Source organism: Lysinibacillus sp. DFXJR4, from assembly GCF_057196045.1.
This window is the reverse complement of record NZ_JBXUNW010000028.1, coordinates 1-14899: the sequence shown is the minus strand read 5'-3', so window position 1 is coordinate 14899 and position 14899 is coordinate 1. Positions and strand designations below refer to the sequence as shown.

At 34.6% G+C, this 14899-nt stretch carries 14 protein-coding genes; 2 read left to right on the top strand and 12 right to left on the bottom strand.

The genetic code is table 11. The annotated features are described in order from the left end of the window. Positions 1–42: 42 nt before the first annotated feature. The 3 genes from AC2CGN_RS24840 to AC2CGN_RS24830 form a co-directional block, all read right to left on the bottom strand. A complete protein-coding gene (locus AC2CGN_RS24840) occupies positions 43–1437 on the bottom strand; it encodes a sensor histidine kinase (RefSeq protein WP_286925263.1) in 1395 nt (464 codons plus the stop codon). Next, a complete protein-coding gene (locus AC2CGN_RS24835) occupies positions 1434–2108 on the bottom strand; it encodes a response regulator transcription factor (RefSeq protein ID WP_283872662.1) in 675 nt (224 codons plus the stop codon). Before AC2CGN_RS24835 ends, AC2CGN_RS24840 begins: the two co-directional genes overlap by 4 nt. 114 nt (positions 2109–2222) lie before the next feature. Continuing rightward, positions 2223–4250, bottom strand: coding sequence for a diguanylate cyclase domain-containing protein (locus AC2CGN_RS24830; protein ID WP_484516857.1), 2028 nt, complete (start codon positions 4248–4250; stop codon positions 2223–2225). A 550-nt stretch (positions 4251–4800) separates the two neighbouring features. Here AC2CGN_RS24830 and AC2CGN_RS24825 point away from each other — a divergent pair. After that, entirely contained in the window at positions 4801–5349 is a 549-nt protein-coding gene (locus AC2CGN_RS24825) for a GNAT family N-acetyltransferase (protein ID WP_429981745.1), read from the top strand. A gap of 115 nt (positions 5350–5464) precedes the next feature. Here AC2CGN_RS24825 and AC2CGN_RS24820 read toward each other — a convergent pair whose 3' ends face one another. Further along, positions 5465–6541: an undecaprenyldiphospho-muramoylpentapeptide beta-N-acetylglucosaminyltransferase gene (locus AC2CGN_RS24820; protein WP_484516854.1), complete on the bottom strand. Its 1077-nt coding sequence runs from the start codon at positions 6539–6541 to the stop codon at positions 5465–5467. Between the two features lie 277 nt (positions 6542–6818). Here AC2CGN_RS24820 and AC2CGN_RS24815 point away from each other — a divergent pair, with 277 nt between their 5' ends. Continuing rightward, positions 6819–7466, top strand: a complete 648-nt coding sequence (locus tag AC2CGN_RS24815) for a cyclase family protein (RefSeq protein ID WP_429985319.1) — start codon at positions 6819–6821, stop codon at positions 7464–7466. Positions 7467–7657: 191 nt separating this feature from the next. Here the strand turns inward: AC2CGN_RS24815 and AC2CGN_RS24810 are convergent, their stop codons facing one another. The 8 genes from AC2CGN_RS24810 to AC2CGN_RS24775 all read right to left on the bottom strand — a co-directional run bounded on the left by AC2CGN_RS24810 (position 7658) and on the right by AC2CGN_RS24775 (position 14697). Then, positions 7658–8404 (bottom strand): CAP domain-containing protein, encoded by a 747-nt coding sequence (locus AC2CGN_RS24810; protein ID WP_484516853.1) that lies wholly within the window; start codon positions 8402–8404, stop codon positions 7658–7660. A 483-nt stretch (positions 8405–8887) separates the two neighbouring features. Beyond that, positions 8888–9790, bottom strand: coding sequence for a CobW family GTP-binding protein (locus tag AC2CGN_RS24805; protein WP_484516851.1), 903 nt, complete (start codon positions 9788–9790; stop codon positions 8888–8890). 69 nt (positions 9791–9859) lie between these two features. Beyond that, positions 9860–11374, bottom strand: a complete 1515-nt coding sequence (locus AC2CGN_RS24800) for a lmo1851 family serine protease (protein WP_286925255.1) — start codon at positions 11372–11374, stop codon at positions 9860–9862. A gap of 319 nt (positions 11375–11693) precedes the next feature. Further along, entirely contained in the window at positions 11694–12215 is a 522-nt protein-coding gene (locus tag AC2CGN_RS24795) for a peptidoglycan recognition protein family protein (protein WP_484516868.1), read from the bottom strand. Between the two features lie 48 nt (positions 12216–12263). Continuing rightward, positions 12264–12644 carry a DUF3888 domain-containing protein gene (locus tag AC2CGN_RS24790; protein WP_484516849.1) on the bottom strand — a complete coding sequence of 127 codons (381 nt, stop codon included), beginning with the start codon at positions 12642–12644 and terminating at the stop codon, positions 12264–12266. Positions 12645–12796: 152 nt separating this feature from the next. Further along, the gene (locus AC2CGN_RS24785) at positions 12797–13183 is read right to left on the bottom strand and encodes a hypothetical protein (RefSeq protein ID WP_484516847.1); all 387 of its coding nucleotides are present in this window, start codon (positions 13181–13183) and stop codon (positions 12797–12799) included. A 145-nt stretch (positions 13184–13328) separates the two neighbouring features. Beyond that, positions 13329–14033 carry a hypothetical protein gene (locus AC2CGN_RS24780; protein WP_484516845.1) on the bottom strand — a complete coding sequence of 235 codons (705 nt, stop codon included), beginning with the start codon at positions 14031–14033 and terminating at the stop codon, positions 13329–13331. Positions 14034–14190: 157 nt separating this feature from the next. Next, a complete protein-coding gene (locus AC2CGN_RS24775) occupies positions 14191–14697 on the bottom strand; it encodes a hypothetical protein (protein ID WP_484516843.1) in 507 nt (168 codons plus the stop codon). Positions 14698–14899: the final 202 nt, after the last annotated feature.

Here is a 14899-nt window from a genome sequence, read left to right as displayed (position 1 = left end):
TTTCGCAAAGGCTAAAATAATTTAATAAAGCGTGAATTTTTCTTAATATTTTAGCGGGAATTTAATGAAGAAAACGGTTCCAATATTTATCTCACTCTTGACTTCCACAGAACCATTATATTTTTCAAGCAACATTTTTGTGATACTAAGTCCTAAGCCTGTACCGCCTTTTTGACGATTTCTAGCCTCATCAATCCGATAAAATCGATCAAAAATGAATGGTATATTTTCTTGCGCTATACCAATTCCATTATCTTCTATTTTTAAAAGCGCCTCATTTCCAGCGACTGATAATGTAATTTGAATCTCCGGAATTTTTTCACAATAGCGAATGGCGTTCTCAACTAAATTACGAACTATTTGACTTAGTGCATTTTCTGTTATAAATAATAGACCTATTTCTCCATTTTTAGACAACGTTATTCGAGCTTCTGGATGAAGACGCTCCATTTCTCCTATAACAACTTCAATAACAGCTACTGCGTCAGCCTTGCTCATATTATCCTTTTCTTCACGACGTGCAAGTTCTAGTAATTCTTCAATCATTTTACGAATCCGTGCAATTTCGGTTAGTGAAGTATCAATCGATTCCTTTAAGATTTCCGGATCATCCTTCCCCCACCTTTTCAGCAGGGAGAGATGTCCTTCGATAGCCTGAATAGGCGTACGGAGCTCATGGGAAGCATCTGCAACAAATTGTTGCTGCTGAGTAAACGAAATTTGCAGTTCATTCATCATCGCATTATACATTTTTAAAAGATCACCTATCTCATCATGAGACGTGTATGTTAATTGAATTGGTTCATTAAATCCTTTATCCATTACGTTTTTCATGGATGAACGTAAAGCATGTAGGGGCTTCATCAAATAACTGGCTAGATAATAACCAATTGAAGCCGATAATACTAAAGCTCCTAAGCCTGCTATTAGCATGGCAGTCAATAAATAATGCATCAACGACTGGAATCCTGATAATGGATGAATCACCTGAATGTATCCACGAAAGAAACCGAGCTGAATCGGTTTATTAATAACATAAACATCCTTTTTATCAATTGTCATTTCAACAATTTCCCCCATTTGCGTAAGAGGAGCAGTCTGTGAAGGATTATTAACCCCTGAAGTATTAACAATACGTAAAACCTCTATTTTATCTAAATTAAACAATATTACTGTTTGATCACTGGAATTTAAAAGCCCGATGTTTTGTTGAATTTGCTGAATGGTCAGATTGGGTCCTTGTGATTCAAAAAAAGACACCACATCATAGCTTGTCCGTTGAATTTTAAGTTGCTCATCATTTAATAGCCATGTATGCAATGAAATATAAACGACTATACAAATAATTGTAAAGCTAAAAAAAATAACAGCACTAGACGTAAACATCCATTTTCTTTGCAATGATTGATTGACAAATATCTCTCTCAATTTTTTCATTCTCGCATCACATACCCTACCCCACGAACGGTTTCAATATAGGCATTCATATCACCTGGTAGTTTTGTTCGTAAATGCCGTATGTATACATCTACAACATTTGTTTCAATATCAGTTTCATAACCCCAAACAGAAGTTAAAATTAGCTCTCGCGTACAAACTCTATTTTTATGTTCCATTAATAATTTCAGTAAATCATATTCTGTTTTCGTTAAATCAAGCCTTTTTCCTTGTACAAGTACTTCGTAGGCTGCTACATCAATGACAATATCGCGAAATTGTAGTGCCTCTCCGTTTTGCTCGTCTGGTGTTACACGGCGCAAAATTGTTCGAATTCTAGCTAGTAATTCTTCAATAGCAAATGGTTTAACAATGTAGTCATCTGCTCCTGCATCTAAACCTGCTACACGATCCATCACAGCGTCACGTGCCGTTAGCAAAATAATTGGTACATTTGACTGCGTTCGTATGCGCCGACAAATTTCAATACCATTTATGCCTGGAAGCATGACATCTAATAAAAGAACATCAACATCCTCAGATGAAGCAAGAGCTAACCCTTCACGTCCATCAAAAGTGACCAACACATCATAGCCCTCATGCTTTAACTCTAGCTCTACAAAGCGAGCGATATGTTTTTCATCTTCCACTAAAAGTATCTTTTTAGGCATTTTTCCACCTTCTATTCTAATATGGTGATAAGGAATTCTTCCTTATCATGTTATAGCATAACATCAAATAAAAAGTCTGTACCACAAGCAAATACTTGTTTGTACAGACTTTATTTAATGTGCTTCTGTAATATAAAGTTTATTTTTTCCAAATTCTTTCGCTTTATAGAGCGCCTGATCCGCTAAATCCAGTAATTCATCTAAATTTTTTCCATGATCAGGATAATACGCAACACCGATCGAAGCAGTCGGGGCAAAATAATTATTTTCAATAATCCAACCTTTTTTTAGTTCTTCTCGGATGCGCTGAATAATATGCATCATTTGTGCTTTTCGCTTTTCATTATCCCTAGTTAACCCTGTAAGAATGACAATAAATTCATCGCCACCAATACGAATCACTAAATCATGGCTTCTAACAGAGTTGACTAAAACTTGCCCAAACTTTCGGATAAAGTCATCGCCGGTATCATGACCATAATGATCATTTACATCCTTAAAGTCATCTCCATCAATATAAAGCATCGCCAAACAATTAGTCGTCTCTTGTGCTTCTGCCAGTAGCTTTGGAAACTCTTTTAATAAATAACGTCGGTTGGGTAGCTGTGTTAACGTATCATGATAGGCTAAATATAATAAATCGTTCTCCCGCTCTTTTCGATGCGTAATTTCACGAGATACCATCATAATTTGGGAAACTTTTTCTCGTTCAGGATCATGTACAACGGTTACGTTTCCTTCTGTCCAAACAGGTGTACCATCCTTGGCCTTGAGTAAAAGCTCAAATTGTGTATCTGTTAGTCCAGAATAATTATTTAAGAATGTTTGCCAAGCCATTTTACTTTCCTCATCGACAATATCACTGTAAAACTGACCCTGTAAATCTACATTTTCATAGCCTAAGAAAACCCTATAGGACGGTGAAGCATAAATAATAATACCATCCTCGTTAGTTATAACAATCAAGTCATTTGTATTTTCAGTTATTAGACGAAATGTGCGTTCAATATTTTTTAATTCCGTTAACATTCTTTTCTTGTCCGTAATATCATAGTTAATGGATAAATATTGTTCTGTCCTGCCAACTTCATTTTTTAACGGAACAATTGCTGCTTCTACCCAATAATCTGCATGATATTTTGTACGGTAGCACAGTTCTCCTCGCCAGATGTCCCCCGCCTCAAGCGTTTCATTAATTAAGTGCATTAAATCCTCTGTATGGTAACTAGGTTCGATTAATGTATAAGGTTTACCTATAAGCTCCTCCGCCGTATAGCCTGACGCATTTAAAAATAGATCATTTACTTCAATTATTATGCCATCAACATCCCATATAGCAATGGCCGTCGCAGAGTTTAACGCAGCCTTAAAAACTTCTAAGCCATGCGATTTTAAACGTAATTCTGCTTTTTGCTCAGTAAATTGTGTGAAATCCTGCATAATAAGAAAAATCGCAAATGAATTATCTCCTTGCATAACAGGAGAAAGTGACATTAAATAGAAGCGCTCTTTTTTATCCAATGTATGGAGCTTGATAAGTTTCTCCCCAATATTTTCGCCCATTGCTGCTCTTTGTAGAAAAGTTTGAATGTTTTCTCTCTCATCATTAGGAACAATTGGTAAATCAACAAACAATTTCCTTTTTACGGCATCGTTATCTAATCCAAAGTCTTCCATAAAGCTCGGGTTTACTTCATAAACTGCCCCTTCTGCAGATAGTATGACAGTTGAGAAAAAGGCATGGTCAAACATTGAGCGCATAAATAAAAACTTATCGTCAATATTACGGTCATAGAGAATCTCTTTTGTAATGGCTAAAATATAGTCGTCGCCCTTGTATGTAAGCGGACGAACAGATGTCTCATATTTTCGAATCTCCGATTTATAATAAGCATAATCCACATAATCGATTTGAGCATGCTTCATAATGGCTTGATGATAAAATTCCTGAATAATTGAAAAATTGTGACTTGAGGTAATGGTAGAAAGCATTTTCCCAATTGCCTTATCTGATAATAAAGCTTGAGCTGCTTGATTTAAGCGAATATATTGATAATCGTCTCCTACCTTTTTCATTAGAAAGACAAAATCCTTGCCAATAAATAATTCATTAAATAATTCTTCGCTTAAAAGATACTCCATGCTGTCACCCCCATAAGTCGTTGAAGTTGTAAAAGAATTATTATATTAATGTTTATTTATACAAAAAAATCAATAATACTATTATAACATATTTTAAAAGAAATACTTCTTTTGAATTACAGATATTATATCCTTTTTAGGGTATTTTTTGATAGTTTACCTCTTTTCAAGAAATTAAATAATACAAAAGAAATAGAATGACTATTGTAGCTTAGTAAAAATTGAGATGATAGACTTAATATTCCTAAATAATTTTCATACAAAATTAAGTATTTATAACATAATTTACTTTTCAGAATTGACTGACTATTAAACTTAATTTTTGTTTTAGCGAGTAAAATGATTGCATTAAACAGTAGAATTGTTATATTATATTAAAAAAACTAGCCTTTTTTCGGTATGGTCGAAAATCAGTAAGACAGCGGGAAATTATGGTTATCATAGTTATAACGTCTAGTTCTTTGGGTTTTAATTCCAGTACGAATTTTAGTTTTCTTCTTTATGTTTCAACGGAATTGTTTTAACTACCCTAGTAAAGGAGGCGTTTCGTATGCTTAAACATCGAGACCTACATGAATGTACAGAGCTTTATGAGCTATTATCACACCCTTCTGTTTTCCCATTTGTTCGTCAAAAAGCCACATCTGCTGATGAATATTGGTTTATGACAAAACAACTGATTGAAGAAGAAGCGAAGGGACTCGCTATTTCTAGGACCATTACTGATGATTGGGGTCAACCAATCGGCACCATCAGCATTCATGATGTTGAGGAAGGTGCAGGCTTTTTAGGAACGTGGATTGGACTTCCTTATCAAGGCAAAGGTTATAATCAAAAAGCAAAGATGCTATTTTTAAACGAATTATTTTACGACTATAATTTTCATACGGTGTTTCTCCGTATACGTGTTGAAAATAAAAAATCACAACGTGCAGCTTTAAAGTTACCTTATGTCGTAAGTGCAAACGAATGCCACCCTACATTATTATCGCAGGTTAACAGTGGTGAAGCGCAATTTAATTTATATAAAATCCCGAAAGACTTGTTCTATTTGACAACAGCTAACGAAATGCTAGAGGGCGAAGAACAAGCAATGTAACTAAAAAATAATTTCTTCAAAATAAGCTATGTGTTCTGTCATATTGACTAGCACATAGCTTTTTTAGTGGTTATTGCATAAGTTATGTTGGTTCTATCAATTCATAACCTAACGGCTACTTTTTATAGTGCAAAATTAATTCTGCCATTTCTTTTGGCGTTTTTGGTCTTTGTGTTTTTTTCATAGTTGCTACCATGTCCTCTTTACGCTCAGTCAAATCATGCACTGATTTTTTAAAGGATTCCTTTGTCAGTTCTTCCTCTTCTAAAACCTCTGCATAGCCTTGTCTTTTAAATAAATTCGCATTTAAAATTTGATCACCACGGCTCTTTTGCGCAGATAACGGTACCAATAACATCGGCTTATGAAGTGCTAAAAATTCGAAAATAGAATTGGAACCTGCACGTGAGACGATAAAGTCTGCTGCATGTAATAAATCTGGTAATTCTGTTGTTACATATTCAAATTGCTTATATCCTGGCATAGACGCTAATGTCTCGTCAAAATTGCCCTTACCGCACAAATGAATAATTTGAAATTGCTTGACAAGCTCTGGTAAATTTTGACGCAATGCATCATTTAAGACAACCGAACCTAAGCTTCCCCCCATCACAAGTAAAACGGGTTTTAATGTAGTAAAGCCGCAAAATGATAATCCCTTTGCCCGCTCCCCCTTAAATAGCTCTTGGCGAATGATAGAACCAGTACAAGTCGCCTTTTCCTTTGGCAGATGCTGTAAAGTCTCTTCAAAAATAGTAAAGATATGAGAGGCAAATGGCAAGGCAATTTTATTGGCCAACCCTGGTGTCACATCCGACTCATGAATAACCACTGGAACGCCAGCAAGTTTCGCCGCCATCACTACGGGGACAGAAACAAATCCACCCTTTGAAAAGATCACTTGCGGTTTCACTTTTTTGATAATACGAAAAGCCTGCATTATCCCAGCAAGCACTTTAAACGGGTCTGTAAAATTCTTCATTGAAAAATAACGACGCAATTTCCCACTTGAAATTCCGTAAAACGAAATGCTAGGAAATGCTTCGCCTATTAATTCCTTTTCAATGCCCTGCTCTGAGCCAATATAGTGGACATCATAACCTAGTTCTTGTAAAGAAGGGAGTATCGCCTGATTGAGTGATACATGACCAGCTGTCCCTCCACCGGTTAAAATGATTGTTTGTTGTTTCACTTAAATTCTCCTATTCCTTAAAAGCCATAGTAGCATCACTACTTATTGTTTACAGTCTTTTATTTTACTATATGCAGATGAAAAGATATAGATGAAGCTTTTAATTTTTCAGCTTTTCCAAATTGAAATAGGCTATATTAATACTTACATTAAAATAAACACAGCTAAAATCATCTTTAATGAATTTGATAAAAAGATGAAATATACTCGGACAGACATTTAGTTATGTCAGCTTTTAATGGTACAATAGCATTAAAAAAGATAGAAAGGTTTTACTATGAAAATAATTGATTTAACGCATACGATAACTGAAAATATGCCAGTCTATCCTGGTACAGATCAGCCTTCATTAAAAATCATTTGCAATCACGAAAGTGACGGATTTAAAGAGACCTCCCTGACTATGGCTTCTCATACAGGCACGCACATGGATGCACCGAATCATATATTTGCAGATAGAACTACACTCGATAACCTACCAGTCGAACAATTTATAGGTTCTGCGTTAGTTATTGATTGTAGCGACTTACAGCAAGGAAAAGAAATTTCGATGAATCAAATTAATGCGGTAAAAGAGAAGGCTGATCAAGCGGATTTTTTATTATTTTTTACTGGATGGGACCAATACTGGGGCACACCTACTTATTTCGGAAACTATCCATATTTGACAGAAGAAGTCGCAGATTACTTAATACAAAGCAAGAAAAAAGGTGTTGGACTTGACGTAATTAGCATTGACTCGATGTCAGATGCTAAATTAACAATTCATAAAAAGGTTTTAGCTGACAACGATTTTATTATTGTTGAAAATTTAACGAGACTTGGTGAAATTGGTGATGGACTATTCACATTCTGTGCTCTGCCCATTAAATTTAAAAATGCTGATGGTGCCCCTGTACGAGCGGTTGCCATATTGAGTGATTAGTTATCGAGTGATAAAAACACTGCCAGATAAAAAAAGAACTTGCTTTAAATATAGGAAACGGACCCTTTTGCAAATTGACTTTTTATGTTTTTCAAATCTAACAAATTAATAGATCAATATAAAAAAAGATGTCCTATAAGCCATTTCCGTCTTATAGGACATCTTTCTATGAAGCTATTTAACTGTAAATATTATTTTTGAATAAATTGTTGTGTCCAGTAGTTACCTGTTTTCACGTAGCCAACACCAATATGTGTAAAGCTACCGTTTAAGATATTCGCACGGTGACCTGGTGAATCCATCCAAGCTTGTACGACTTCTTGAGGTGAACGTTGACCTTGTGCAATATTTTCCCCTGCACTCTTATAACTAATACCTAATGCTTTCATACGATCAAATGGTGAACCAAATGTTGGGCTTGTATGTGAAAAATAATTTTTAGTTTGCATATCTTGTGATTTTTCACGTGCAGCTGCCATTAATTTATCATCCGTTTGTAATGGCGCTAATCCAGCCTTCGTACGCTCAGCATTTGTTAATTTTACAACCTCTTGCTCAAAAGCACTAACATTTGAAGTAGTTGTTGTTGGTGTAGATTGAGTTGGTGCAGTTGTTGTATTGTCTTTTTGTGTTGTTTGCGTATTGTTAGTCGTTGTTTGTGTATCATTGTTTGTTGCTTGTGTATTGTTATTGTTATTCTTTGATGTTTCGTTATTCGTTGGTTTTTCTTTTGATGGAGCTGATTGTTGTGGTAATTTTATTTGCCATTTATGATTTGACCATTGATTTTGATTTGACCAATTATAGTGATAAACATTTTGACAATTAGAATTTTGTTGTACTGCGTTCTCCTCTGTAGTATTTGCTGCAGCCGAAGCGATTTGAATTGGAGCTGCTACTAAAAATGTTGCAAAAATTGCAGTTAGTGATTTTTTCATTTTGCAATTCCTCCTTCTCTGTCACTAATCGTAAGGGAGGATTTCAAAAAAATTTTTACCAGCATCTGTTAACATCACCATCAGAGATATGAATCCGTATAAAATAGGGGTTTTTTTGCTATAATTTTTAGCAAGTTCCACCAGTCTATGAAATACTTACGTTTTAAATAGGGTTGACACCCTTCAAAAGCTAGTGAATAGTTTCAATATTTTAATAACATAACTCCAAAACCTACTAATAATTTTATCAAAATATTCCCTTTTATCGATGAAGGTAGAGGCGCTACAGTTATCTGATGACAAAAAAATCTGCCATTCTTACTAAAAAAGACAATTACAACATCTATTTTAGTAGGAAGCACAGATATGATTTTTTATTTAGATTCAGTGGGCGTTCGTACTCTAACTAAGATTTTGAAGAGGAGCTTCTAATAGGCTTAAAAAATCAAGACGCAAAGATGCTGGGGCGTCATGATTACTTGTTTACTGAATACCAATAACGTTTACATCCCCTACATTTTCACCAATGATAACTAATTTCGCTGGCATTTTTACGTATTCAGGGAGCCATTGGACCATCCCATATGCATATTGAAATAACATAGGATTTCTTACACCTTCAATTGGTACATACCCTTTCATACGATAGATCGTGTCAGGCAATGAACGAACCCAATTCTCAAATTGCTGTTGCGTGAAGTCTATGTCCTTAAATTCAATTAATCGTGATCCCAGATGCATAGCTGCAATCGGTGATTTTAAGATATCACTTTTGTCCACTTGTGCAGTTGCCTTTAAATCTTCTAAGAGACGTAACGGTACACGGCCATTTGTTGTTTGTAAAATAAAAGCATGAGGATTATAGCCCTGTAGCTCATAAACTACACGAGCCTGCTCCTCCTCTGTTAATAAATCCGTTTTGTTGGCTAATAAAAGATGGGCATGACGGATTTGCTCCATAAATAAAGAGCGAACTTGTGGTGTTAACGTCTCACGATTCAACCAAAGCTTTGAATCGGCTACAGTGACAATTCCCTTCACATTCAATTTTTCAGCAAATAATGGCGAATAGACGGCATCTAATGCTTCTACAGGATGTGCAGCACCTGTTGTTTCAATAATTAGTACATCAAACTTGTTATCCATTAATAGTGATTGAATTTGTGCCTCTGTTTTTTCTGCACCAGAACAGCAGATACAGCCCTCTAGCATCTCTTTCAACGGAATATCCTTCTCAACAGCCTGTGAATCAAAAGGTAGCTTCCCGAGCTCATTCATTATAACTGCTGGCTTTAAGTGTTTTTCCTTCAATTGTCGTATTACATCTGTTAGCATGGAAGTTTTTCCACTACCTAAAAAACCACTAAATAAATAAACATCCTTCACAATTTTTACCTCCCATAAAAAAAGCTGTCGCACAGATCGTTTATAACGATTGCTGCGACAGCTACTTCTTTAGTTTGTAGTTTCCTCATTTTTGGCTGGTGTTCCAGTAAGTAGTTCTTTTGCTTTTAATAATTGTGGATCATCTGCTTTTATTTTTGCACGTAATGCATCCATTAAAGCATACGTCGTATCCCCAGTTAAAATGCCCGTTTCTTCCAGTCCGCTTGTTTCTTGCAGTTTTTTCACTGCACGTTCTGTATACTGATCGAAACTACCATCTACTTTACCAGGCTCATATCCAAGAACCTCTAGCATCTCTTCTGCCGCTTTTACAGAGTCAGACTGTAAGCCCTCTTTCATCTCAAGAGCTGGATCAAGATATGGTAATGATGCATAGGACGGATACGGTACTTTGACATCTGGTTCAATCCCTTTTTCATTAATCCAGTTACCGTTTGGTGTTAACCATTTGCCTGTTGTAAATTTAAGATTTGAACCATCTTTTAGTGGTGTAACATTTTGTACAGTCCCCTTACCAAACGATGTCTCCCCAACAACTTTAGCACCAACAGATTCCTTTAAAGCACCTGCTAATATTTCAGATGCTGATGCACTGCCACTATCGACAAGAACAGTTACAGGTAGATTGTATTTCTCCCCTGCAATAGCATTTGTGATTTTTGGCTCCTCATCTTTTTGTTGTACTTGAACGATTGGTTTACCCTCCGGCACAAATAAATTAGAAATTTCTATTGCGGCCTCTAGATAACCACCTGGGTTTTGACGTAAATCTAAGACAATCCCCTTCATGCCTTTTCCTTTATACTCTACAAGCATTTTTTCAAGCTCTTTAGCCGTGTTTTGACTAAATGAAGTTATTTGGATATGTGCAATATTACCATCAAGCATCTCACCATATACGGTTTCAACTGGAATATCATCGCGTATAATTGTCATTTTAATAGGCTCTGTTTTGTCGCCACGTTTTACGGTTATTTTCACAGGTGTCCCTTTTTCACCACGAATTAGGGCTACAGCCTCTGAAGCACTAAATCCTTGAATGCTTTTCCCATCTACCGTTAAAATTATATCTTTTGGTAATAATCCTGCCTTTTCAGCTGGAGAATTTTTGATAGGTGACACAACTGTAATAAAACCATTACGCTCTTGAATTTCCGCACCAATCCCTTGGAAGCTAGAAGATAATCCAGAATTAAATTGGTCTGCTTCTTCTTTCACCATAAAATCAGAATACGGATCATCCAACGCATCAAACATGCCGTTAATAGCACCATTGACTACTTTTTCATCATCAATATCTTTATAATAATTTTTTTTAAGTAAATCAAAGGCCTCATATAACTTTGAAAATTCCGCACGTTCAATCGGTACTTTTACTTCCACTACTTTCTTCTCGCCGAACGTTAACGCAAAAATAGTTAAGCCCGCAGTAATAAGGATTGTAAAGAACATCAGCATGATAAATCTAAACGGTTTTAATTGTATAAATCGCCCTGCAGGTTTTACCTCGTCCTGAGTTTGCTCTTGCTGCTGTTCTATACTATCTTTTTTCTGTTCATCCATCTTGATTGTCACCACTCTCATATACACTAACTTGTTGTCACACTATTACCATCTTAACAGGTTATAGAGAAGACGAAAAGAAAAAGACAGTCAAAATTCGTGACAGTTCTTAACTATTCCCCTATATCTTCAGCTACTGCCAATTATGTATAAACGTTTCTTCTGATTACCATATAGAGAAAGATGTCGTAGATGCTTTACCTAGACACCTCTCTCCTCTGCTAAGTAAAGGTATATAATGGTACTGCTTTTCTATTTTACTCGATTCTTAGAAGCAGTCAACTATATACACATAGAATATTAGAATTCAATTGCTTTCTTAGGCATCTTTTATATACGTAACTTGCGCCAATTTTGCCGTTTTTATTTTATTTTCTGCATTTTTTACTGCAATCAATCCTGTAAAAGTTCCCGTTTTAATACGATACTTTGGACCATCCTGCTCAATGTAGACAAGCCAGCCAAAAGTGAATGTCATGACCTTTGCTGCACTTTCTGCTGCCTGAAACGAATTATAGGTTCCTGTTAAAATGCGATATTTTAATGTTTTAACAGGTGGATTTTGTGTAGTACTAGTTTTTTTAATTATTTCTATAAATTGAGACCAAGGTACTTTTCCAGTCCGCATATTCCGAGGACAATTTTTCCCGCTAAAATAATGATGCTGCACAATATTTTCAATAGCTATATTTTCATCTTTTATAATTTTTGCGATAAGGGCAGCGGCATTTTGCACAGCTTTTACATAATCACCATCACTATTTACACATATTTCTACTTGGATTCCTTGATGATTACCAATATACGTTCCTGCACCCCAACATTCCCAAAAATGTTCAATAGTTTTATATTTAGGTTAGATGGACAAAAGAGTTGAAAATAAAAGGACTTACTTTTGAATTTTTTCTACTGAAACCCCTTCTGTTGTTACATGAAAGGTTAATGTAATAGGACCTTCAGGTGGATTAAAAGGACCTGTATACGTATCATATTTTACTTTCACAGTAAAATCATACTGAGAATATCCACCAGTTAGTCGTTTAATTTCTAATATTTCTGCATCCCAAAGTGCATAACTACGACTAGGATATTCCTTATTAATCACTTTCCTTGCATATGGGTCTAATAACACCAATAATACATCAAAAAAATCGGAATGTATTTCTTTGGCACTGACATTCTCTGCTATCTGTGGTTTTTTCCAAGTTACAAATGAAACAGTGCTTAAACTAATTAATAACAATAAAAATATTACTGATATCTTTTTCATCTAATCACCTACCTTTTTAAAAGGTAGTATTTGCTTTAGGTAAAACAATATTCTAGTTCAACTAAACCGCCTCTTTAGTAAATAAAATTCAACAAAAAAGCGTAAATCCTTGTTGGATAAACGCCCCTGTTAGTTCAATAAGGAATAGCAGTTTAATGGTATTGAAACCAAACAAACCATCCTTTTTCCTTACTTTTAGCTAAAAATATTTGACCCTGGGCTAAGTCGGCTCCGGGTGCTTTTGGGAAATCTAAACGTACAAGCCAAGACTTTTCAGCAATTTCTTTGCCACAAAAGGTTTTTGCCATTCCAAAATACGCTTCTTCTTCTTTATTATCAACTGTATTGAGAAAAGGTTTGGCAGTTACTACATTCCACTTAGTATACATATCAGGAAAGTCATCTATTCCAATCCCATAAGTTTCTGGTATTAAAGTATTTAACGCTTCTATTACATTTTTTTTATCCTTAAGCGATGTTTTCTCTAAATCACTTAATACAGGACAGTTTTTAGGCTGTGCAAAAGATTCAAATGACACAAAGTTTTTTCAGGATAAATTCACCTCTTTTTTAATTTTTGCGAATTAGAAAAGTGTTATCCATCCTTCTTCAAGTAACTACTCCGTTAGTAAAAAAGCGACTGTTCTATAGAAAACAATCGCTTTCGTTTAGTATAACAATACATTATTCATTTGGTTTAAATTCAATTGATTTTGCTTGATACATTTTATCCTTAAACATATACGTAATTTGAATATCACCTATACTTCCACCTGCTGGAGAAATTTGACCTCCGATTTTTGCAATAAGTTGATTGTCGTTTATTTCAAAGTTGATAAGATTGCCAAAGTATATATCAGGAAATAAATGTTCAGGCTTATTTTTTAAAGGATTGGTATCAATTGCATATTTCTTTTCGCCAATACTAATATTTGCTTCGTTAGGTAATAACTCGGTCTTTACATTTTTTAACACTATTGCAATTGGGTCATCAACAAGCACTTCAACTGGTACTTCAACAAGCTCATTATTTATTCTTTGATTTTGGATTTGGAAAACGTGAACTTCTTGTTCTAATATTCCAGTACCAGTACCCTTGGTCAAAATTATGATTAACTCATTTTTTCCATCTTTATTGATGTCCTCATAGATAATTTGAGGGGACCAAGTAGGACTTGTTATATTTATCCAATAAGGTCTTGTAAGGACACCACCTTGAAAATCAATTTTAAAATCTATATATACTCCATTTATCTTTTTAGCATAAAGTGTAACATCCGCATTATCAGACTTTGCAATTTCATCATATTCATTTATTATTGCCTTAGTTTTTGTTAAAACAGCAAAAAAAGAAATGGCAATAATTAATATAAGAATAACTTTTTTCATATGAAAACACCTCATATTAAGTGTTCTCTATAACTGACTGTTTATTCCACTAAACTGCTCCGTTAGTTCAATAAAGAAAAAAAGAGCTGCATATGCAACTCAATGATCTTCAAGAAAAGCACCCCGTTCGTTAAACAAGAGAATTTTTTGACTTAATTCAATAATCAATAGAATTAGCTGTCTGAACTAAAATTTCAGGAGTAATTTTTTCCGAGATTCTTTTATCTATACTGAACCTATATTGCAAGTTATCTTTTTCAAAAATCAATAAAATTGCCATTCCTTTATTCAACAAGTATGCAGTGTTTCCACTCTTAAGTTTAAATTTGTTTATAACTTCTTTATCTAGTATCTCAATACTATCCTTTGGTGCTACACTTATCAGGAAATTATTATTATTTGATTTCTCATTTATAAACTCCATTTCAAAAAGATCACCCTTGTCTCCTTCAATAGTTCGAGCAAATACGTGAGTATAGACAACAGGTGGAACTCTTAATGGAAGCTGTAATTCCTCTTTATAGTGGTGTTCATAATCTCTTAAAGCTTCCCCGATTGATTTATATCCAATTTCAAGATAACTTTCTTCAATAGTTCGAGGTTGGAAGTGAGAATTGGCATTTACCTTTTCAATATAAATTGCTCCACAAATCACAGTAGACATAAGAAAAAGTAGAAGAAACTTGTTCAGATAACTCACCCTTTATTTATTATTTGAATTATTTTAACCAATTCTATTCGTTCTATCCTTATCCAATTTCATCACCCTAATTTTTTATTTAGGTATAGTATCACTAGCGTCGCATTAAAATAATTCAACATACTTCAAAAAAACTGAATTTTCTGCAATATTATCCATACATAAA

What these genes read in the sequence shown, in the direction of transcription:
- AC2CGN_RS24840 (WP_286925263.1), bottom strand. Translation starts at nt 1,437, where the DNA reads ATGAAAAAATTGAGAGAGATATTTGTCAATCAATCATTGCAAAGAAAA.
- AC2CGN_RS24775 (WP_484516843.1), bottom strand. Translation starts at nt 14,697, where the DNA reads ATGTCTACTGTGATTTGTGGAGCAATTTATATTGAAAAGGTAAATGCC.
- AC2CGN_RS24810 (WP_484516853.1), bottom strand. Translation starts at nt 8,404, where the DNA reads ATGAAAAAATCACTAACTGCAATTTTTGCAACATTTTTAGTAGCAGCT.
- AC2CGN_RS24790 (WP_484516849.1), bottom strand. Translation starts at nt 12,644, where the DNA reads ATGAAAAAGATATCAGTAATATTTTTATTGTTATTAATTAGTTTAAGC.
- AC2CGN_RS24800 (WP_286925255.1), bottom strand. Translation starts at nt 11,374, where the DNA reads ATGGATGAACAGAAAAAAGATAGTATAGAACAGCAGCAAGAGCAAACT.
- AC2CGN_RS24835 (WP_283872662.1), bottom strand. Translation starts at nt 2,108, where the DNA reads ATGCCTAAAAAGATACTTTTAGTGGAAGATGAAAAACATATCGCTCGC.
- AC2CGN_RS24780 (WP_484516845.1), bottom strand. Translation starts at nt 14,033, where the DNA reads ATGAAAAAAGTTATTCTTATATTAATTATTGCCATTTCTTTTTTTGCT.
- AC2CGN_RS24830 (WP_484516857.1), bottom strand. Translation starts at nt 4,250, where the DNA reads ATGGAGTATCTTTTAAGCGAAGAATTATTTAATGAATTATTTATTGGC.
- AC2CGN_RS24815 (WP_429985319.1), top strand. Translation starts at nt 6,819, where the DNA reads ATGAAAATAATTGATTTAACGCATACGATAACTGAAAATATGCCAGTC.
- AC2CGN_RS24825 (WP_429981745.1), top strand. Translation starts at nt 4,801, where the DNA reads ATGCTTAAACATCGAGACCTACATGAATGTACAGAGCTTTATGAGCTA.